Origin of the sequence: Coleofasciculus sp. A1-SPW-01 (assembly GCF_040217205.1) — a bacterium.
GTDB lineage: Bacteria > Cyanobacteriota > Cyanobacteriia > Cyanobacteriales > Coleofasciculaceae > Coleofasciculus > Coleofasciculus chthonoplastes_A.
In genome coordinates, this window is record NZ_JAVJNP010000091.1 from 1 (window position 1) to 19,349 (window position 19,349).

Below are 19,349 nucleotides of genomic sequence, written 5' to 3' on the forward strand. Positions count from 1 at the left end.
TGATCATAACGCAGCTATCAACATAAAAAATAGAGCGGAGGGGCATCCCGTTCTTAAAGCTCAACGTCTCCTACGCAATAGCCGGATTGGTTGAGAAGCCTACACTATACCTGTACTCAGGTTAGTGTAGGAGTATGTCACAGGTTTTCTCCTGAACGTTATCGGTCAAACCCGCCCCTACACACTCAAACCTGCCTTCATCTCACCCAAAGCGTGAATCAGAAAAAACTATGAGCTATACCGCAGATAATACCAGCTTACTCAGGGATTTGGAGCGAGTGGTGAGAGTGCGCCATCAAGCGGCGATGCATCTGAGTCAAATTGCCAAACGGCTAAATCAAGCCGAATTGGACGCTGAAGAAACCTCCGGTAAATTGAGTCTAGAACGGGAAAGCGAAGATATCCAGATTGCCAGCGACAATTTGCAGAAGGGTTTATTTCGGCTGCTGGTATTGGGAGACTTGAAACGAGGTAAGAGTACGTTCCTCAATGCCTTGATTGGTGAGAAGTTATTGCCAGCCGATGTGAATCCTTGTACAGCGCTACTGACAGTTTTGCGCTACGGAACTCAAAAAAAAGTCACGGTTTATTTTAAAGGGGATAAACCACCAGAATCCCTCGATTTCGCCAGTTTTAAGCAAAATTATACCATCGATCCAACCGAAGCCAAACGCCTGGAGGCTGAGAACAGTTCGGCATTTCCCGACGTTGACTATGCCGTTGTCGAATATCCCTTGCCCCTCTTAGAAAAAGGGATTGAAATTGTGGATAGTCCGGGGCTGAACGATACCGAAGCCCGGAATGAATTATCACTCAACTATATCCATAACTGCCACGCTATCTTGTTTGTCTTCAGGGCGATGCAGCCTTGTACATTGGAAGAACGCCGCTATTTAGAAAATTACATTAAAGGGCGCGGATTAACGGTTTTCTTTCTAATTAACGCTTGGGATGAAATCGGCAAAGGATTGATTGATCCGGATGATCCCGATAAACTTGAAGAAGCACAAAATCGGTTACGCACCGTATTCCAAACCTATCTAACTGATTACTGTCAAAAAGATGGACAGAATCGCTATGAGGAACGAGTGTTTGAGCTTTCCTCCCTGGAAGCCTTGCGGCGGCGGGTAAAAGATGCAGAGGATTCCCTAGAAGGAACAGGATTCCCAGCATTTTTAGGGGCGCTGAATACCTTTTTGACCCAAGAACGCGCCGTGGCACAATTACGCCAAGCGAGAACGTTGGCGCGTCAAGTTTATAGCCGTACTCACGAAGCGATTGAACGGCGAATTCCCTTACTCGACCAAGATATTCAGGAATTAAAACAACGGATTCAGGGGGTTGAACCGGAGTTTGAGCAATTAACCCAAATCCGCGATCAATTCCAGGATGAAATTCGGATGATGCGGGATACAAAAGTTAAAGCGGTGGCGGATTCGTTTCGCACTTATGTGCTGAACTTAGAAAAGACATTTGAATCTGATTTCTTACGCTATCAGCCAACAATTGACTTTCTGGAGTTCTTGCAAGCGGAGAGACGGGAGGCGTTTAATGCGGCATTAAAGCAAGCGTTTGAGCAGTATATTCAGGATAAATTAGCCGAGTGGGAACGCACGGCGGAGGAGTATTTACAAGAGGGGTTTTCCCAACTTGCCCAAAGTGCGGCTAACTATGGCGCAACCTATAATCAAATTGTTGATTCCATGACTGAGAAGTTAATTGGACAAACGATACCGTCAGGCGTTCGGGTTGATGCAGGGGAAGAGTCACCCACTTGGGCAAAATGGGCGATGGGGTTTTTCTCCTTAGCGTCAGGAAATGTGGCGGGTGTGGCGTTAGCGGCGGCTGGGTTTACTTGGCAAAATATCCTGGTGAATTGGTTAGCGGTAATTGGGATTAGCAGCTTTTTATTAATTTTTACGGGGCTGACGTTTTGGAATCCTATTGGATTAGCGTTGATGGGTTTGGGTGTGGGCGCACTGCAAGCCGAACAAGCCCGCCAAGAGGTGATTAAAGCGACAAAAAAAGAGTTTGTGAAATATTTACCGCAACTCAGTCAGGAACAACAAGAACCGATTCGTCAAGCGGTGAAAGATTGTTTTGATACGTATGAACGGGAAGTAATTCAACGCCTTAATGATGATATTAAATCCCGTCAAGCCGAGTTAGATAACTTGCTGGAGCAAAAAGAATCTCGTGAGATTGATCGGCAAACTGAGTTAAAACGGTTGAGAGGTTTAGATGCTGATATTTTAGCTGAATGTCGGCAGGTTGAATCTGTGTATGAGGAGTTATTGTTAGTACCGGGTGAAATTTAAGCACATGGTAGGGTGGGCAATGCCCACCTATTTTATCAGTTGTAGGGGCGGGTTTTACCGATAAGGTTTTACCAAAAACCGATAACTTGACTAAACCCGCCCTTCTCTCAGATAACTTGGTATGAACATAGTTAAGGGAAAAATAACCAATGAGTTACAAAATAGAAACAGACAGTTTCCTGAATAATTTAGAGCGAGTTGCTAAAGTGCGATCGCAAGTCGCCAGGAGTCTGGGTGAAATCGCCCAAACCCTGGAACAGGGGGAAACCCTGGGCAAGGATACCTCTGGCGGTTTGGGGTTGGAACGGGATATTGATGATTTAAGCCGAGCCAGTACAAATTTAAAACAAGGTGTATTCAGATTACTGGTTTTGGGTGATATGAAACGGGGCAAAAGTACGTTTCTGAATGCCTTAATTGGCGAGAACTTATTACCCTCCGATGTGAATCCATGTACCGCCTTATTGACTGTTTTGCGGTATGGGGCGGAGAAAAAAGTTACCGTTCATTTTAATGATGGTACACCCCCGGAAGATATTGACTTTAAAAGTTTTAAGCGCCGCTACACAATTGACCCCGCCGAAGCCAAGCAACTGGAACAACAGAAGAAACAGGCATTCCCTAATGTTGATTATGCTGTCGTAGACTATCCCTTACCATTATTACAAAAAGGTATCGAAATCGTCGATAGCCCTGGACTTAATGATACCGAAGCCCGGAACGAGTTATCTCTGGGATATATCAATAATTGCCATGCGATTTTATTTGTACTGCGAGCAACCCAACCTTGTACCTTGGCTGAACGCCGTTATTTAGAGAATTATATTAAAGATCGGGGATTATCGGTTTTCTTTTTAATTAATGCTTGGGATCAGATTCGCGAAAGTTTGATTGATCCGGATGATACCGAAGAATTAGAAGAATCAGAAGATAAAGTGCGGCGTGTATTTCGAGCTAACTTAGCCGATTACTGTCAAGTTGATGGGCATGATATTTATGATGAACGGGTGTTTGAGATTTCCGCGATTAAAGCGCTGCGGTTACGAGTGAAGCAGCCAACGGCGTCTCTGGAAGGAACCGGATTTCCAGAGTTTCTGGGTGCATTAAGTACATTTTTGACCAGCGAACGCGCCGTGGCTGAATTCCGCCAAGCCAGAACCTTGGCGCGTCAAGGGTATAGTCATGTTCGGGAAGCGATTGAACGGCGAATTCCGTTGCTGGAACAGGATGTTCAGGAGTTAAAAGAACGGATTAATTCCGTCGAACCTGAATTTAAGAAGCTGAATGATATCTGTCAGCAATTCCAAGCTGAAATCAAATCGGTACGGGATAGTAAGGCAAAAGCGGTGGCTGATTCCTTCCGCACATACACTTTAAATTTGGGGAATACCTTTGAAGCTGATTTCATGCAGTATCAGCCGGATTTTCAATTCATGGATTTTTTGAGTCGAGGGAGACGCGAAGCCTTTGAAGCGGGATTGCAACAGGCATTTGAGCGGTATATAAATGATAAATTATCTGCCTGGAGTTTAATTGCTGAAAAAGAGATGGATGGGGCGTTTTTGCAGTTATCGAAAAGTGCAGCAAATTATGGCGCATCCTATACCAAGGTGACGGAGAAAATTACCGAAAAGTTAACCGGACAACGCATCTCTCCGGTGATTGGGACAACCCCAGAAGATAATGCTCCCGCTTGGGCAAAATGGGCAGCGGGACTCTTTTCCTTGGCAAGAGGAAATATTGCCGGGGTAGCCATGGCGGGGGCGGGGTTTGATTGGAAAAATATCGCTCTTAATTTTATTACGGTGATGGGTGTCGGGGCGATGATTACAGCGGTTTCAGGGGTGGTTTTAGGACCCGTGGGATTGGCGTTATTGGGGTTAGGGGTTGGGGTTGTGCAAGCAGATCAAGCGCGGAAGGAGTTGGTGAAAGCGGCGAAGAAAGAGTTAGTTAAATATTTGCCTCAAGTCGCACGAGAACAATGGCAACCGATTCACGATGCGGTGAAAGAATGCTTTGATGTGTATGAGCGAGAAGTGACGGAACGGATGAATGATGATATTAATGCTCGCAAGTCAGAGTTGGATAATTTAATCGCTCAAAAAGAGTCCCATGAGATTAATAATGGGGCAGAATTAGAGCGGTTGAAGACATTAGAGACAGATGTGTCATCGGAAGTCGAACGGATTGAGGCGGCGTATCAGATGTTGTTGGTAGAAGCGAGTTGAGGGATGAAATACTTTTCACAACCTTCGAGGAAGGTGTGTAGGGGCGGGTTTCACTACTATCGTTTTTTACCGCACCCCTAAGTGACTAAACCCGCTCCGACTAAGTTTTAAGTAACCCAAAATTGCCCTATCTCTCGGTTCCCTAACCAATGACAAATCACCAATCACCAATCACCAATGGAAAATATGAGAAATTTGCCCCCTTTTATTCCTTACCCCACTGCATGGCTAAGTGCCGTTCTTTTAATTCTGCTCTTTCGGGGAATTTCGGTGATTATCCGGATTATCCTCTCAATCTTACAACTGGGTGATTCTCTGATGGTGATTGCCCCGAAGTGGCGATTCTTGTTATATTTTGTTACGTTACTCTCACCAATAGTAATTATCGCCGTTACTCATCACTGGCTGCACATCGTTCTTGACCGATTTTTCCCAAATACGCGATCGCAGGAAATGGCTGAAGTGACGGGAATTGTCCCGACACTCATGAGTTGGTGGGAAGGCTTCTATGGGTGGATGGCGATTACACTGGCATTTGTGGTGAGTCAAATGATTCAGATTATCTTCCTTCCTCAGATGGGTTCTTTGTATGATACGTTGGCATGGTGGGATGAATTGAGGGATTTATTCACCTTACCCACCTTGTATCGATTAGTTACGGCGGCGTATCTGTATCAGTTGGAATATCTGGTGCGCCAGCATTTGCTAGCCGTGGGATCAGATCAATCGAATGAGTCGCCGCAGTGAGGTTTTACCGATAATGCTTTAGCTCAAGGGCGGGTTTAATGATATCTGGGTACAACCGAAGCGATAATAGTGAAACCCGCCCCTACAAACCATGTCTTCTACCTTTGGCTAGATATTGTTTTTTGTCCGCTTGCGGTATATTCTCAAAACATCAAATGATCTGGCATACAGACCATGTTAGAACCCGCAAACACAGTCAGCATCTTACAACAACAGGCTGAACCTAAGACATTTTCTGCCGATCAGGTTATTTTCCAAGAAGGTGATCCAGCGAACTATATGTATGGCATATTGGATGGAGAAGTCAACATCTCTGTCAATGGTAAAATTGTGGAAACCATCGGCAAGGGTGAGGTGTTTGGTACAGGGACATTGATTGGAGTAGACGACAGAACCTATAGCGCGATCGCGAAAACAGATTGTACTTTGGCATTTCTGGATCAGCAGCGATTCCTGTTTGCGGTTCAGGAAACACCAATGTTTGCCTTGAATGTGATGAAAAGTTATTCCGAACGCCTCGATCGCTTAACTCATAGTATCATGTCAGATTGAATCCTCTTAAGTCGCTCAGTTTGAGATAATAAGGCACGATAGTATCGTGTCCCTACATCAGGGATAATTGATGGGGTAGGGGCACGGCATTGCCGTACCCTAATCTAGCGGAATTCAACTGAGGGTTTCAATCCCGTTGCCGGGATTCATTAATAGGAAACTTGCGGGGCAAGGCTTCTGTACATATTTTTGCAAGTTTCAATCCCGTTGCCGGGATTCATTATAAGGAAACACCGTTGCCCGACTTCCAGCAACTGTTAAGAAGATTGTTTCAATCCCGTTGCCGGGATTCATTATAAGGAAACCGGTACATTGCCTTATAATTCAATTTCACCGTGTATAGTTTCAATCCCGTTGCCGGGATTCATTATAAGGAAACCCCGCCCTCTGAAACCCTTTCTAGCCGGGACTCCCACAGCCAATTTTGACGGCAGACGGAATCCAGGCGCTGAAATGGACTTTTTGCTTTTTTCGCCCTTTTCCAAAAACGGCTGAAATCTTTAATTGTCAAGGTTCCTAGCGTTTTGACGGCAAACCGGGTTTTTCGCCCCCGCTTCGTCCCGTCAAAAATCAGCTTATTCACATCATAGAATGAGTGTCTCCGCTTGTCGAGGTTTTTCTGATCCGTAGGTAATCGTTTTCCGTACCGCACCCGCATCCAACACATAAATGCGAACTGAATCCTCTGCGGGCTTAATCAACTTCTCAACCCTCACCTTGAGTTTAGCAAACTGCACACCTGTCAGAAAACACTCAAACACACTGTACTGCGTGCGCGTGCCATACCCACAAAGCAAATCATGCAACCGCTTGCGCCGCTTATTCGCCGCCTTATTATCCGGCAAATCATAGACAATCAGATAAAATAACGTCTGGTTCTTCATCGAAGACTCAACGGTGGATACACCACCCCCTCCTGTAAATGACGACTCAACAGACGCGCCTGTAACTCCACCCCACGGCGATAAGTACATTGATACCCAAACACCGGATGCTTAAACTCCGAGGTCATCTTTCGTTCAAACGCCTCTAAAAACGTTTTTCGTCCCGTATCCGAAAGCCGATACGCCCCCAAACTTGGTCAAGAGTTGTTTGTTCCTGAACCAACAGCTTGCGCTGCTTCAGGGGACTATTTTTCTGCCCATATCGATACAAAACATTATGCTGATTATGAATTTTCGTCGTAATAATTGCCTTGACTAATTCCAGCCTACGTGCATCATCGCGATGAACATCATATTGGGTTCGTAGTCGGCACTTTAGTGCCATCAGCGCTAAAGCGCTTACTACAAACGGTGTGCGTTCTTCCAAACACAACGCCGCCCCACACAACTGAAAATGGTCATTCAAATGCCGAGCCATGCGCCCCTTTTTATACTCCAAGGGAATCAGCTCACCCTCCCGTTCTTCCACCGCATCAATTACACCATTAATCAACAAGCGATCGCTCCACACCCATTGTTAATGTATTTACTTGATAAGCCCAAGTCAATGGCTGGGCGGGAAAAAAATAAATTCCGGCTTGATTAAGATACAAGAGATTTTGCTCGGCATTTGCATCTAAATATCCGGGTTTTTGGGCGGCTTTCCCATGGAGGCGATAGGGTTGGGGAATATAGTCTACTTTAAACAAAGCATAACTGATTGCCCAATTATGTAAGTATTTTTCCGTTTCGTAGAGAATTCCCATCTCCCGCGTGGCAAAAAATAGATTATCGTGTAGTGTTAGCGTACAGTGATAGAGTGTCATTAATCATATCCTTGAGTCATCGAACCCGAATGGCTGGCTAATGACCTAGAAAATGAGTTAAAAAAAGCCTATCTTAACTACGCTCAAAATCATCCTGAAATGCACCCAATGAAAAATGATCAATGATTAATGGAAGCGTGTCAAGGACAGCACACAATGTTTAATCCCTATTCCCCCCTTTCAAAGCTCACAAGGGTAGGTTTTTTCAGATTGGGGTTCAGGTGAGACAAGGAAGGAAAGTAGACCAATCTAGGGCTAAAGCCCTTACTACAAGCAGAATCTAATCCACCAAATAAGGTGTGCCACGCCACGACAAAGTTGACACACACCCTGACTAAGGACTAAAATTCTGCCAACAGAGCTGGCGGAAATCATCACCCCGATGTTCAAAACTTTGATAGTGGTCAAAGCTAGCACAAGCCGGTGAAAGTAAAACCACAGGCGCATTATCCTGTTGGGCTAATTCGGCAGCTCTAGGAACCGCTCGCGCCATGGTTTCCACAATTTCATAACGAAAATAACCTACTTCCTGTAAGCGTTGGGCAAACGCAGACGCCGCCTCACCAATCAGTAAAACAGCCGCCGCTTTAGCTTGAATGGCGTTCAACCATTGCGTATCATCTCCCGCTTTGGCTTCACCCCCAGCAATTAAAATAACCGGACTATCAACCGCCGCTAATCCCACCTGCGCCGCATCATAGTTCGTGGCTTTACTATCATTAATAAAGTCAATCCCCTGCCAGGTGATAATATGTTCGAGACGGTGAGGAACACCGGGAAAATTGGTGATTGCCTCAACAATTGCCTGTTTCTCAATCCCAGCTAACCGGGCGGCGGCGACTGCCATAAGTAAATTCTGCTGATTGTGATTCCCCACCATCCGCAAGGAATCCACAGGCACAATTGCTTCAGATTCCACCATCACCCAGCCATTCTCAATATATACCCAGGGACGAGGAGTCGCGTCACGCCCCTTAACACTCGTCCAATACGCCTTTGACCAATGGGTTGTCCCCAACTGACGTAAATAGGGGTCATCACCATTAAAGACTTGATCGTGCGATCGCGACAGTAAGTCAGCTTTGATAGTGTAGTAATTTTCCAGCGTCTTGTGGCGATTCAAGTGATCAGGGGTAAAGGTTGTCCAAACCCCAATTGTTGGGGCTAACTCCCGTGACGACTCAATTTGATAACTACTAACTTCTGCAATCACCCAGTCAATTTTGGATTGGGGTAGTTTCTCATGTAGAGACGCGCCATGGCGCGTCTTGTCGGGCTGCGCCAGAGCCAATTCACACGCCGCATAGCCAATATTACCGCAGGCGGGAGCATGGAAACCAGCCGCTTGAAAAATAGCCGCAATCAGCGCCGTTGTCGTGGTTTTACCATTCGTCCCCGTGATACCAACCCAAGGAGAGGACTTGAGATAACGCCAAGCCAGTTCCATCTCACCAATCGTATCAATCCCGCGATTCCTGGCTTCAATTAAAACCGGAATATCCCAAGGAACACCAGGACTCACCACAATCAGTTCAGGTAAATCCCCATCGCCAAGAGTGAGCGAATAACCCAGTTTAACCGTAATGCCCTCAACATTAAGGACTTGTTGTTGCTGTTGCAGAGATTCAGACGTTTTGCTATCACTGACTGTTACCGTCCACCCTTCCTGTTTTAGGAGTCGTGCGGCGGCTATTCCGGAGCGTCCCAGACCAATGACGTGAGCGTTAGGCATAACCTGATGATGCTTTGTTCTTAAATCTAATTACCATGTAGAGACGTTCCATGCAACGTCTCTACAGTCCAGGGACTAACAATTCTACCAGAAGATAGCTGTCAGATTCCGGATGAAGTGCGAGATTGAAAGAGACATCCGCCGACAGGTTCCTTATAGTCAATTTCTTGAACAAGTCCAAGCTGATAAAGTTGAGCAAGCGACGATTGGTCGAGAGCAAATTCGCTATCAACTTAAAGAAGGTGCAACATCTGAATCCGAAGAATCTCGTAGTTTCAAGACAATAGCCGTTCGTTCCTCAGGATCAGAAATCGGCTACGTCTCTACAAACTTCGTAGGGGCGTTCCCCTAAAACCTCTCTACCTATATAATGTCAAAGGTCATCGAATAATGTTCGTTGACATCAAACAAGGCTTGACATGATGACTCTGAAAATGAATGGCTGGGTTCGTAGTAGGCACTTTAGTGCCAGAAGCGCTCAAGCGCTGACTACAAACATTTCTCTTAAACGTCTGGCAGCAGCAATGGGTTTAACCCTACTGAGTTGGACGCTACCCACGAAGGCACAACCTCTATCGGAGCAACAACTTCCCTCCAGTATTGATCAATTCACCAACCCAGCACAACTTCGACGATTTCAACAACGCCTCCAGCGAGAACAGCCTCTTTTGTATTTATTTTTACAGTTAGAATCGGCTCAAACTGAAAACTTGCAACAGAAAGCTGAACAAGAAATTCGACAACTGTTGCAACAGCCGCCATCGCTACAACAGCAATTATTCCAGCGACAAATACGGGAACCGTTGGAGCTAGATGACTTGTAATAGCTGTATTTAGTCGCGAAATAAATTGAATTAGGTTCCCTGGAAATAATTGTTCTATTTTTATAGGACATCGGTCAAGAAACTGGGTTTCTTTGGGTGAAAGCTTGATATTTCGTTGTCATCCTCACGAGAAACCCGGTTTCTCATAATACTTGACCGACGCTCTAGATCACTTATTTTACTATTTATATCGATAATTTATCTATTTTTATTGAGAGAAAATACCTCAGTTGTCTAATTCCGATAAAACGATTTTTTTGTCGCCTAAAAAACCAAAAGCACATAGTATTATTTCACCAATCAAACAAAACCAAGACAAATATTAAGTATTGTTAACTTGCTTGCCTAATTCACGAATAAGGCTCTATTAATAGAACAAGGTAGAGAACATCGTGATGACAATCTATTCAAATAGATAGCACGATGTTAAGTTGAAACCCTGCTGTCAGAAAAAATACAGCAATTTCAACGATTACTGAATCAGGGGTTTGCTAACCATTTCGCAGAAGAATAATAGGCTCCAAAGTAGCACTTTAGTCAAATAGTCTTGGAGAGCAAACAATGTCAAAAGTGTTCACGGTTCAAAACTGGAAAGACAGAGGACAAGGTTCCTTAAGAGATGCGATCGCGCAAGCCCAGTCAGGAGATACGATTAAATTTGACTCCAGTCTGGCAAATAAAACCATTAAGCTGACCAGTGGTCAACTCGAAGTGGACAAAGACCTGATTATTGATGGGGGAAATGCTCCAGGTTTAACTATCAGTGGGAATAACGCCTCGCGCGTTTTCTTTATCCAAGGTGATCCACCCTGGGAACCTGTAGAAGTTACCCTAAAGAATTTGACTATCGCCGATGGCAAAACGACGGGAACAGGCGAAAACGCTTCAGGGGCAGGCATTTGGACTCATGGTAACACCACGCTAAAGGTAGAGGATAGCAAATTTAAGAATAATCATGCTAACGGCGGAGGTGGTGGTGGCATCTTTGCCGGTTGGCGCAGCACGAATACCGTGATCAACAGTATATTTGAGAACAATAGCGCATCGGGCACGGATGGACGTGGTGGTGGTGCGATCGCGGTTAAAAGTGAAAGCTCTACCATTGTTCAGGATAGCGAATTTACCAAGAACAAAGGCGTTAACGGCGGTGCAATTAATACTTTATTGGGTGGCTTGACTGTAGAAAATTCAACGTTTACTCAAAACACCTCAACAGATGCAGGGGGAGCAATTTTAACCGATGGAGCATCGGCAACCAGCAATAGTAGCACGAAAGGCACGATAGAGATTAGTAACAGTCGGTTTGATGGCAATCAAGGTGCAGGACAAGGCGGAGCGCTATTTCTCTATGTTTATGATGGTGACAAAGTAATTATTGAGGATAGTACAATCATCAATAATCAGGTAATTGCAGATGCCAAGGGAAATTCCCTTGGTGGTGGGCTTCGCCATGGCAAGGGTGAGTTAATCATCCAGAATACTACATTTGCCTACAATCGAGCCTTCCAGCAAGGTGGGGCAGCATGGGTAGGCGAAAATGCACCGGTCGAGATCGACAACAGCATATTTTATGGCAACCGAGCCGAATCGGCAGATGGAAAAGGTGGTATAGGCGGTGCCCTAGTGCTACCGAGTGAATCCAATACCCGGAAAATCAGCAATACTACTGTTGCCGATAATTATGCTGGGTTTATGGGCGGAGGATTTGCCAACGGTGGGAACAATACCCAATTAAAAAATACTCTGTTTGCTGATAATGTTGCCTACAATGGTGGCAATAGTTGGAATATTAACCACCACACAACCCAAGTCTTCAAAGATCAGGGCGGTAACTTTCAGTCAGAATATCCCAATCCTAACGATACCAAGATAACCGCTAAGGTCGAGCTAGTTGATCCTCAATTGGGAGACTTCACCGATAATGGAGGCGCTGTACAAACAGCTCCTATTGTGGGGAATCCAGAGGTGACAGGCGGCGCTTTACTTGAGCCAACAACCGATATCGGCAATGTCAATAATGAACCCGAATTAGTGACAGCGATTTCCAATCAAACTGTCAACGTAGACGAACCCTTGAGTTTCGATATCAGTGAGAACTTCAGTGATCCTGATGGAGATGATTTGAGCTTCAGCGCTACTCTGAAAAATGGCAAACCCCTCCCCAGTTGGCTTAATTTTAACTCAGAGACAGGAATCTTTAGTGGTACACCCAGCAGTGGTGATAAAACCAAACAAACTATTTTAGTGACAGCTAATGATGGTCAAGGGGGGATAGAAAGTGATGCATTTAAATTAAAGCTTACTACCCCTCCGGTTCAGGATACCTCTCCGGTTCAGGATACCCCTCCGGTTCAGGATGACCCCATCCTCATCTCTGAAGGAGAACCTGAACTCATCAACTTGGAAGATCAAACCAGTTCGGTATCTGCGAAGTTTTTCAATATTGAGAGTGATGCTGGCTTTGACAATTCAGTCGGGTTTTATGCCGTTGAAAATGAGCAAGGAGATGTGCAAGATAAAGTAACGGGTGAACTGATTAGTCCAGATGATGCAGGGTATGCTCAAGCAGCTTTAGCTCAACAAGTTGTTGGCGACCTGAACCGAAATACCGGGATATTTGAAGCAGAATTCCAGGCAGGAACCATTTTAGCGCCTTACATTATCGCCAATGGCACGACAGAAGAATGGCTGGAAACCAATCCAAATAATCAGCGCCTTGCCTGGAACGATCCCATTGCCTATTTTGCCTATTTAGGCGCTAATCCTGATGGGAAAGATCATGTCAGTCTGCTGGGTGAGAAGAAGTTTGGTTTTGAAGATTGGTATGGTGGCGGTGATATGGATCATAATGATATTACCGTCGAGGTTGATTTAACGGTTGCCTGAATGTTTTAACCTGATTGGGTTGTAGAGACGCGCCATGGCGCGTCTCTACACGATGCGTCTCTACTTGACGATCGCGCCAAAGTCTGCCAATACCCGTGCGTGGTTTCGCAGTAACCCCAATAAGTTCAGCCGATTGCGCCGAATCTCTGGATTTTCGTCCATCACCATTACCCCAGCTTCCTTATCATCAAAGAAGGTACTTACAATTGGCGTCACCTCTGCCAATGCATCAACAATTTGCTGATAATTGCGTTCTTTTTGTGCGGCTTGAGTACGGGGAACTAACGCAACTAATGCTTTATAAAAGGCAGGTTCACTCGATTTTTCAAACAAATCGGGACGCACAACCGCTTTGGGATCTAACTGTTGGAAATCTAAGTCTCCTTGCATCGATAACCGCGCCGAACGGTTCACCGTTTCGTAGATTTCATCTAGCTTGCCGTTCTTCCGAATCCCTTGCAAGAACAAAGCGCGATCGCGAACATCTAACACGTCTTTTAATGCTCGTTGGGTATACTCGCGATCGTTCTCCCCCAAAACCGCATTCACCAAGTCATAATCAATCTTCTGTTCGTCTTGCAGCAAGGTGCGAATCCGTTGAATGAAAAACTCTTGCAAGGCTTCAACGGGCGATGATTTCTCGGAATAAGTGGCGACAAAATCGGCAGAAACATCCTGCAATAGCTGATCTAAATTAATCCCTAAATTACCATCCCAGGTAATATTAACCACCGCATTCGCGGCACGGCGCAAGGCAAAGGGGTCAGAGGAACCCGTGGGAATCATGCCTAAGCCAAAGATACTCACCAATGTATCTAAGCGATCCGCTAATCCTACCACTTGACCCGTTAAGGTTTCCGGTAACTTGTCCCCAGCCCCTCTGGGTAAATAATGCTCAAAAATCGCCGTAGCTACCGCCTCGGATTCACCACTCACCACCGCATACTTTTGTCCGATTACGCCCTGTAATTCGGGGAATTCATAGACCATTTGAGTTACTAGGTCAGCTTTACAAAGGGCGGCGGCGCGAATAATATCATCCCATTGTTTCTGTGACACTGCTAATTGCTCTGCAATCCGTGAGGCGGTTTTTTCGATGCGCCCTACCTTCTGACGCATTGACCCTAATTCATCTTGGAATGTGACGGTTTCTAATTTGGGTAAATAACTCTCTAGGGGTGAGGCTAAATCTGTTTTATAGAAATACTCACCATCCGCTAAACGGGCGCGAATCACTCGTTCATTTCCGGCGGCGATAATCTCGGATTTTTCTGGATCACCATTGGACAAGGTAATAAAATGAGGCAGTAATTCAGTCGCTGTTTCATCCTTGAATACGGGGAAATAGCGCTGATGCTTTACCATTACCGTTTTCACCACCTCTGGCGGTAGGACTAAGTATTCGGCGTCAAATTGACCGACTATGGCGGTGGGATATTCGACTAAATCCGTGACTTCATCCCATAATTCCTCATAGAGTAGGGTATGACCGTTGAGTTTTTGCGCGGCTGACTGAACTTGGTCTTGGATGATCTGTTGGCGGCGATCGCGTTCTACAATCACAAAGGCTGATTCTAGGAATTTTACATAGTCCTCGGCGTGGGCAAGAGTTACCGATTCGGGGTGTAAGATACGGTGTCCACGGGATGTGCGATCGCTGTTTATCGTTTCTGAACCATTAACTAATTCAATCGGCAACACTGTATCATCCAGCAGCGCCACCAACCAGCGAATTGGGCGAGAAAACCTCAAGTCTCCATCCCCCCAACACATAAACCGCTTTCCTTCTAAGCCAAAAATCCACTGGGGGATGACTTCGGGGAGAATTTCAATCGCCGAACGACCGATGATTTTCTTGACAACAAAGACAAATTCCCCTTTCTTTGTCTCTCGGATTTCTAAATCATCAAGGCTAACGCCCTGTTTGCGGGCAAACCCTTCAGCAGCTTTGGTGGGTTTCCCGTGTTTAAATGCGGCTTTGACAGGTGGACCCTTAACTTCCTCTTCGCGATCGGGTTGTTGACGGGGTAATCCCTGAATGAGTATGGCTAGACGGCGAGGTGTGCCGTACACCTGGATACTCTCAGGAGTCAGCAGGTATTCATCAAGGCTTTGTGACAGGCGCGACTGCCATTGTTTAATCGCACTCTCAACGAAATTTGCGGGTAATTCTTCTGTACCGACTTCCAATAAGAATGTGGGCATAATGCGATCGCGCTTCGTGGACAAGGGTTGCGTGTGAGTAGAATGAACGGCTAGCAGAGTATAGTTGCTGCCAGTTTTCCTAGTTTAACCCTATTCCTGACCTGACTTGTCACGGTATGTGGCGCAACATGAGTGTTACAGCAGTTTCCTCTGCTATGCGGTACATTGTCGATCCCCCTAAATCCCCCTTAAAAAGGGGGACTTTGATCTACTTACTGTACTTCATGACAGCGCGAAGCGCTGTAAGTGTGTAGGGGCGGGTTTCACTACTATCTTTTCAGTTGCACCCATAAGTAACTAAACCCGCCCCGACTCAGGTTTATAGACTTCCCGTGAAACGTTAGATTCTTGACATCCTCACCGTTAGGAGTTTGGCAACCAAACCCCTACCCTAGAACCTAGGTGGCAACATCTGCATCACTGCGATGCTCAAATTCGGAAACTGTAATGGAGAAATCCGATCATTTTCCGCTAGGATTACCTCTCGCTGATACCCTTGTGGAGTCGGTTCTCGAAAAACGTGCAGTTGACGTTGCTTGAGGTTTAGCACCCAATACTCTTGAATGTCCGAGTTGGCATAATCATTTGCCTTGATACCGCAGTCTGTATTGAGTGTCCTATCGGCAACTTCAATAATCAGATAGATTTCTAAGGGTTGAGGGTGATGATCAAGGTAGCGTAAAACATCGGGCATAACCACCGCCACATCGGGTTCAGGTTCTGAGCGATCGCTTAATGTTACGGGAAGTTGCGTCCTGACTAGCACTTGTTGTCTTAAGTTATCGTCTAACAGCAATCGGGTTAGGGTAATGGCTGTCGCATGGGGGGTTCCTTGGGGACTCATTTTTCGGATAATCTGTCCGGCTATTAATTCGACGGGTTGATCAGGTGATAAAATGCCCACTTCTGCCATCCGGTGATAGTCTTCAACTGTCCACAGGTATAGGGGGATTTGGGTTTCCTGTTGGCTGATTGGCATCAGTTTAGTCACACTTTATTTGTTTCAATTGTACTTAGATTGGTTGATTAGAATTGTAGGGGCGCACGGCGTGCGCCCAATTTAACCATCAATCTATTCCACAATCTTAGCTGTGTCAGTCCAGTACCCTAAAACTAGGAAGACACAATAGCGAGCGAGACGCTCGCACTACAACCTTTCCCCATTCTCTATTCCTTGTTCCCCATTCCCCATTCCCCATTCCCCATTCCCTGTTCCCCGTTCCCTCGTCTCATAATTTTGTCCAACTACTGAGAGGATAAGATAACAGCTAAACCTGTTTCTTTCCGGGGGTCGATTGAGGTTATGTGGGCAACACTGAGAAAACAACTCTGGCAATGGCGGGGTGTGTTTATTGCGGCTCCGACTGTAGCTGGAATCATTATTGGGTTACGCTGGGCGGGATGGCTGCAAGCACTGGAACTCGCCGCCCTGGATCAATTTTTTCGCTGGCGTCCCCCTGAAGCGGTGGACTCGCGGATTGTGATTGTTGAGATTAATGAACAGGATATCCAAAAACTCGGCAACTGGCCCCCCTCTGATCAAACGCTTGCCCAATTACTAAATAGGCTCAAACAACAACAACCTAGAGCCATTGGTTTGGATTTATATCGGGATTTACCCGTAGAACCTGGGCATCAGGAATTGGTTGAGGTATTTCAATCAACGCCGAATTTGATTGGGATTCGTAAGGTAGCTGGAGATGCGGAGGGAACGGCAGTGAATCCACCACCAGTATTGAACGAATTGGGTCAGATTGGCGCAAATGATTTGGTCGTGGATAGTGATGGTAAAGTTCGTCGCAGTTTACTATCTTTAGGAACTCCATCCGGGGAGATTATCCCTAGTTTTAGTACGATGTTGGCTTTGACCTATTTAGAGACGGAAGGGATTACGCTTGAGGAAATAGATGCTGATGGAAATCAATATCAGTTGGACAAAGCTATTTTTACCCGTTTAAATCAGCATGATGGGGGCTATGTCCGGACAGATGCAGGTGGATTTCAGATTATCTCTAATTTTCGCAATCTCGGACAAGGGTTTCAGTCGATTTCGTTCACGGATGTTTTAGAGGGAAAAATACCAAAAGATTGGGGACGCGATCGCGTGATCTTGATTGGGATTACGGGTGAAAGTGTCGCCGATAACTTTTTCACACCTTTTAGTCGGGGATTGGTGAATCAAGCAGCAGGGGTAGAAATTCATGCTGATATCGTGAGTCAAATGCTGAGTGCTGCGTTAGAAGGGCGTCCCCTAATTCAGGTTTGGTCGGAACCCTGGGAAATCCTGTGGATCATGGCTTGGACGGTAGTCGGGGCGATATTGACTTGGGGACAGCGCTATCAGGGGGGTGTGACTCTGCGATCGCCTGTTAAGGTGGTGAGTCTTATTTTCGTTGGCGGTGGCTTGGTTGGGGGCTGTTACTGGGCGTTTTTGCAGGGATGGTGGATTCCTGTAGTTCCGCCGATTCTGGGGTTAACCGGGTCTGCGATCGCGATTATCGGGTATGTGGCATACAATGCCGATCAGATGCGCCGCATATTTGGTCGCTATGTCACTGATGCGGTGGTGGCGAATTTGCTGGAGACGCCTCAAGGATTACAGTTAGGCGGAGAAAACCGCCAGGTTACGGTTTTATTTTCTGATTTAAGAGGATTTTCAGCAATTTCTGAGCGAGTGTCACCGGAGATGGGGGTGAAGGTGATTAACCATTATTTGCAAGTGATGACGGATGTGGTTGATCAGTATCAGGGTGTGATTAATGAGTTCATGGGCGACGGGATTCTGGTCATGTTTGGTGCGCCGATTGAGCGAGAAGACGATTCCCAACGCGCGATCGCTTGTGGGATTGCGATGCAATTGGCGATGGCAGAGATTAATCAGTACAATGAAACCCTGAATTTACCGCCTTTAGAAATGGGCATTGGTATTCATGGGGGGGAGGTGTTAGCCGGGAATATTGGCTCACAAAAACGGGCAAAATATACGGTGATGGGGAGTCCAGTTAATTTGGCATCCCGAATTGAATCCTATACCGTTGGCGGACAAGTTTTAATTTCTCAGGATTTGTGCAAACAGGTGGGTTCCATTCTCCGGGTGGATGAAGAATTGCACGTTCATCCCAAAGGATTTGCTGAACCGATTACGGTTTATGAAATTGGTGGGATTGGCGGGACGTTTAATTTGTTTTTGCCGAAACCAGCAATCAATTTTGTTGTGTTGAACAATAAAATACCAATACAGTATATAGTTTTAACTGGAAAGTATTTAGGACAGGAATTTTATCAAGGAACAATCGTTAAATTATCAGCGAATGGTGCAGAGATTCAGTCCCAACGATATTTAGACTTGTTGAGCAATCTAAAGATAAATTTAGTAATGGGTACAGAAAAGGCAAAAGGATTGGGAGACATTTACGCGAAAGTCGTTGAAACATCGGTAGATAGTCCAAATCATTTTGGTATTCGATTTACAGGGATTCCTCCAGAGATAGCAGCCGTCCTTTCTTATTTACGTCATTTTTCCTCAGATTGAAATAATTCATAATGCAGAGGACAGACAATTTAAAGGAAATTTTTTTTCGGTATAAAGGGGATTAATTCAACAAATTCGATATTATTTCCAATTTTTGTAGGGGCGACCCGCTTGCATCAATGAACAACACCAGTCTATTCAATTAGATTGGGTCGCCCTCTTCTCAACCCACAAAATGATGGCAAAATTGTAGTGGCGTAGGGTGTGTTAGCGCAGCGTAACGCACCATTTATCAACTGAAATTGGTGATTTTTCGGGCGCACGTCAGTCATTGGTGTCAACTTGAGGTGAAAGTTAATGCTGGCAAGGTTTTAAGCTGTGTCTATCTACTCCTCAACATTTTCCCCCTCATCCCCTAACCCCAACTCCGGTCCGTGGGGAGAAGGGGGATCGGATGCTCTTGCTCCCCTCTCCCCGGCGTGGGAGAGGGGCTGGGGGCTCACAAGGGTAGGTTTTTTAAGATGGGGGTTTAGGCTAGACTTGGAAGACAGGTAGACCATCACTTCGACTTCGCTCAGCGACCGTAGACAAGGAAGAGTGAGAACGAAAAATAGGGCGTTTCGGCTTTTAGAAGT

The 19,349-nt window shown here is 45.7% G+C and carries 12 protein-coding genes and 4 pseudogenes; 9 read left to right on the plus strand and 7 right to left on the minus strand.

Going from position 1 to position 19,349, the window contains the following annotated elements:
* The 5 genes and pseudogenes from RH949_RS14230 to RH949_RS14250 form a co-directional block, all read left to right on the plus strand.
* A pseudogene (locus tag RH949_RS14230) lies at positions 1-94 on the plus strand (RNA-guided endonuclease InsQ/TnpB family protein); the annotation flags it as partial.
* Positions 95-230: 136 nt separating this feature from the next.
* Positions 231-2,318 (plus strand): dynamin family protein, encoded by a 2,088-nt coding sequence (locus tag RH949_RS14235; RefSeq protein WP_446353955.1) that lies wholly within the window; start codon positions 231-233, stop codon positions 2,316-2,318.
* Positions 2,319-2,467: 149 nt separating this feature from the next.
* A complete protein-coding gene (locus RH949_RS14240; RefSeq protein ID WP_446353957.1) occupies positions 2,468-4,546 on the plus strand; it encodes a dynamin family protein in 2,079 nt (692 codons plus the stop codon).
* A gap of 186 nt (positions 4,547-4,732) precedes the next feature.
* A complete protein-coding gene (locus RH949_RS14245) occupies positions 4,733-5,293 on the plus strand; it encodes a hypothetical protein (protein ID WP_157453265.1) in 561 nt (186 codons plus the stop codon).
* A 174-nt stretch (positions 5,294-5,467) separates the two neighbouring features.
* Positions 5,468-5,845, plus strand: a complete 378-nt coding sequence (locus RH949_RS14250; protein ID WP_006102727.1) for a Crp/Fnr family transcriptional regulator — start codon at positions 5,468-5,470, stop codon at positions 5,843-5,845.
* 584 nt (positions 5,846-6,429) lie between these two features.
* Here the strand turns inward: RH949_RS14250 and cas2 are convergent.
* The 5 genes and pseudogenes from cas2 to murD form a co-directional block, all read right to left on the minus strand.
* On the minus strand, positions 6,430-6,729 hold the full coding sequence (cas2, locus tag RH949_RS14255; protein WP_006102598.1) for a CRISPR-associated endonuclease Cas2: 300 nt from the start codon (positions 6,727-6,729) through the stop codon (positions 6,430-6,432).
* A pseudogene (locus RH949_RS14260) lies at positions 6,726-7,138 on the minus strand (CRISPR-associated endonuclease Cas1); the annotation flags it as partial. The gene cas2 and the pseudogene RH949_RS14260, both read right to left, overlap by 4 nt.
* A 3-nt stretch (positions 7,139-7,141) precedes the next feature.
* Positions 7,142-7,306 (minus strand): annotated as a pseudogene (locus RH949_RS14265) (CRISPR-associated protein Cas4); the annotation flags it as partial.
* Positions 7,307-7,310: 4 nt separating this feature from the next.
* A pseudogene (gene cas5d / locus RH949_RS14270) lies at positions 7,311-7,595 on the minus strand (type I-D CRISPR-associated protein Cas5/Csc1); the annotation flags it as partial.
* A gap of 334 nt (positions 7,596-7,929) precedes the next feature.
* Positions 7,930-9,327 (minus strand): UDP-N-acetylmuramoyl-L-alanine--D-glutamate ligase, encoded by a 1,398-nt coding sequence (murD, locus tag RH949_RS14275; RefSeq protein WP_446353960.1) that lies wholly within the window; start codon positions 9,325-9,327, stop codon positions 7,930-7,932.
* A 112-nt stretch (positions 9,328-9,439) separates the two neighbouring features.
* On the opposite strand from murD, the gene RH949_RS14280 reads away from it, so the two are divergent.
* The 3 genes from RH949_RS14280 (at position 9,440) to RH949_RS14290 (ending at position 13,037) form a co-directional block, all read left to right on the plus strand.
* Positions 9,440-9,679, plus strand: a complete 240-nt coding sequence (locus RH949_RS14280; protein WP_006102812.1) for an ATP-dependent metallopeptidase FtsH/Yme1/Tma family protein — start codon at positions 9,440-9,442, stop codon at positions 9,677-9,679.
* 67 nt (positions 9,680-9,746) lie between these two features.
* Positions 9,747-10,151 (plus strand): hypothetical protein, encoded by a 405-nt coding sequence (locus RH949_RS14285; RefSeq protein ID WP_446353963.1) that lies wholly within the window; start codon positions 9,747-9,749, stop codon positions 10,149-10,151.
* A 561-nt stretch (positions 10,152-10,712) separates the two neighbouring features.
* Positions 10,713-13,037, plus strand: coding sequence for a putative Ig domain-containing protein (locus tag RH949_RS14290; RefSeq protein WP_446353965.1), 2,325 nt, complete (start codon positions 10,713-10,715; stop codon positions 13,035-13,037).
* A gap of 60 nt (positions 13,038-13,097) precedes the next feature.
* Here RH949_RS14290 and glyS read toward each other — a convergent pair whose 3' ends face one another.
* A complete protein-coding gene (gene glyS / locus RH949_RS14295) occupies positions 13,098-15,242 on the minus strand; it encodes a glycine--tRNA ligase subunit beta (protein ID WP_446353967.1) in 2,145 nt (714 codons plus the stop codon).
* Between the two features lie 391 nt (positions 15,243-15,633).
* Positions 15,634-16,221 (minus strand): Uma2 family endonuclease, encoded by a 588-nt coding sequence (locus RH949_RS14300; protein ID WP_446353971.1) that lies wholly within the window; start codon positions 16,219-16,221, stop codon positions 15,634-15,636.
* A gap of 324 nt (positions 16,222-16,545) precedes the next feature.
* Between RH949_RS14300 and RH949_RS14305 the strand changes: the two genes are divergently transcribed.
* Positions 16,546-18,774, plus strand: coding sequence for a CHASE2 domain-containing protein (locus RH949_RS14305; RefSeq protein ID WP_446353969.1), 2,229 nt, complete (start codon positions 16,546-16,548; stop codon positions 18,772-18,774).
* Positions 18,775-19,349: the final 575 nt, after the last annotated feature.

What these genes read in the sequence shown, in the direction of transcription:
- RH949_RS14245 (WP_157453265.1), top strand. Translation starts at nt 4,733, where the DNA reads ATGAGAAATTTGCCCCCTTTTATTCCTTACCCCACTGCATGGCTAAGT.
- RH949_RS14305 (WP_446353969.1), top strand. Translation starts at nt 16,546, where the DNA reads ATGTGGGCAACACTGAGAAAACAACTCTGGCAATGGCGGGGTGTGTTT.
- cas2 (WP_006102598.1), bottom strand. Translation starts at nt 6,729, where the DNA reads ATGAAGAACCAGACGTTATTTTATCTGATTGTCTATGATTTGCCGGAT.
- murD (WP_446353960.1), bottom strand. Translation starts at nt 9,327, where the DNA reads ATGCCTAACGCTCACGTCATTGGTCTGGGACGCTCCGGAATAGCCGCC.
- RH949_RS14300 (WP_446353971.1), bottom strand. Translation starts at nt 16,221, where the DNA reads ATGCCAATCAGCCAACAGGAAACCCAAATCCCCCTATACCTGTGGACA.
- RH949_RS14240 (WP_446353957.1), top strand. Translation starts at nt 2,468, where the DNA reads ATGAGTTACAAAATAGAAACAGACAGTTTCCTGAATAATTTAGAGCGA.
- RH949_RS14280 (WP_006102812.1), top strand. Translation starts at nt 9,440, where the DNA reads ATGAAGTGCGAGATTGAAAGAGACATCCGCCGACAGGTTCCTTATAGT.
- RH949_RS14250 (WP_006102727.1), top strand. Translation starts at nt 5,468, where the DNA reads ATGTTAGAACCCGCAAACACAGTCAGCATCTTACAACAACAGGCTGAA.
- RH949_RS14285 (WP_446353963.1), top strand. Translation starts at nt 9,747, where the DNA reads ATGATGACTCTGAAAATGAATGGCTGGGTTCGTAGTAGGCACTTTAGT.
- RH949_RS14290 (WP_446353965.1), top strand. Translation starts at nt 10,713, where the DNA reads ATGTCAAAAGTGTTCACGGTTCAAAACTGGAAAGACAGAGGACAAGGT.
- glyS (WP_446353967.1), bottom strand. Translation starts at nt 15,242, where the DNA reads ATGCCCACATTCTTATTGGAAGTCGGTACAGAAGAATTACCCGCAAAT.
- RH949_RS14235 (WP_446353955.1), top strand. Translation starts at nt 231, where the DNA reads ATGAGCTATACCGCAGATAATACCAGCTTACTCAGGGATTTGGAGCGA.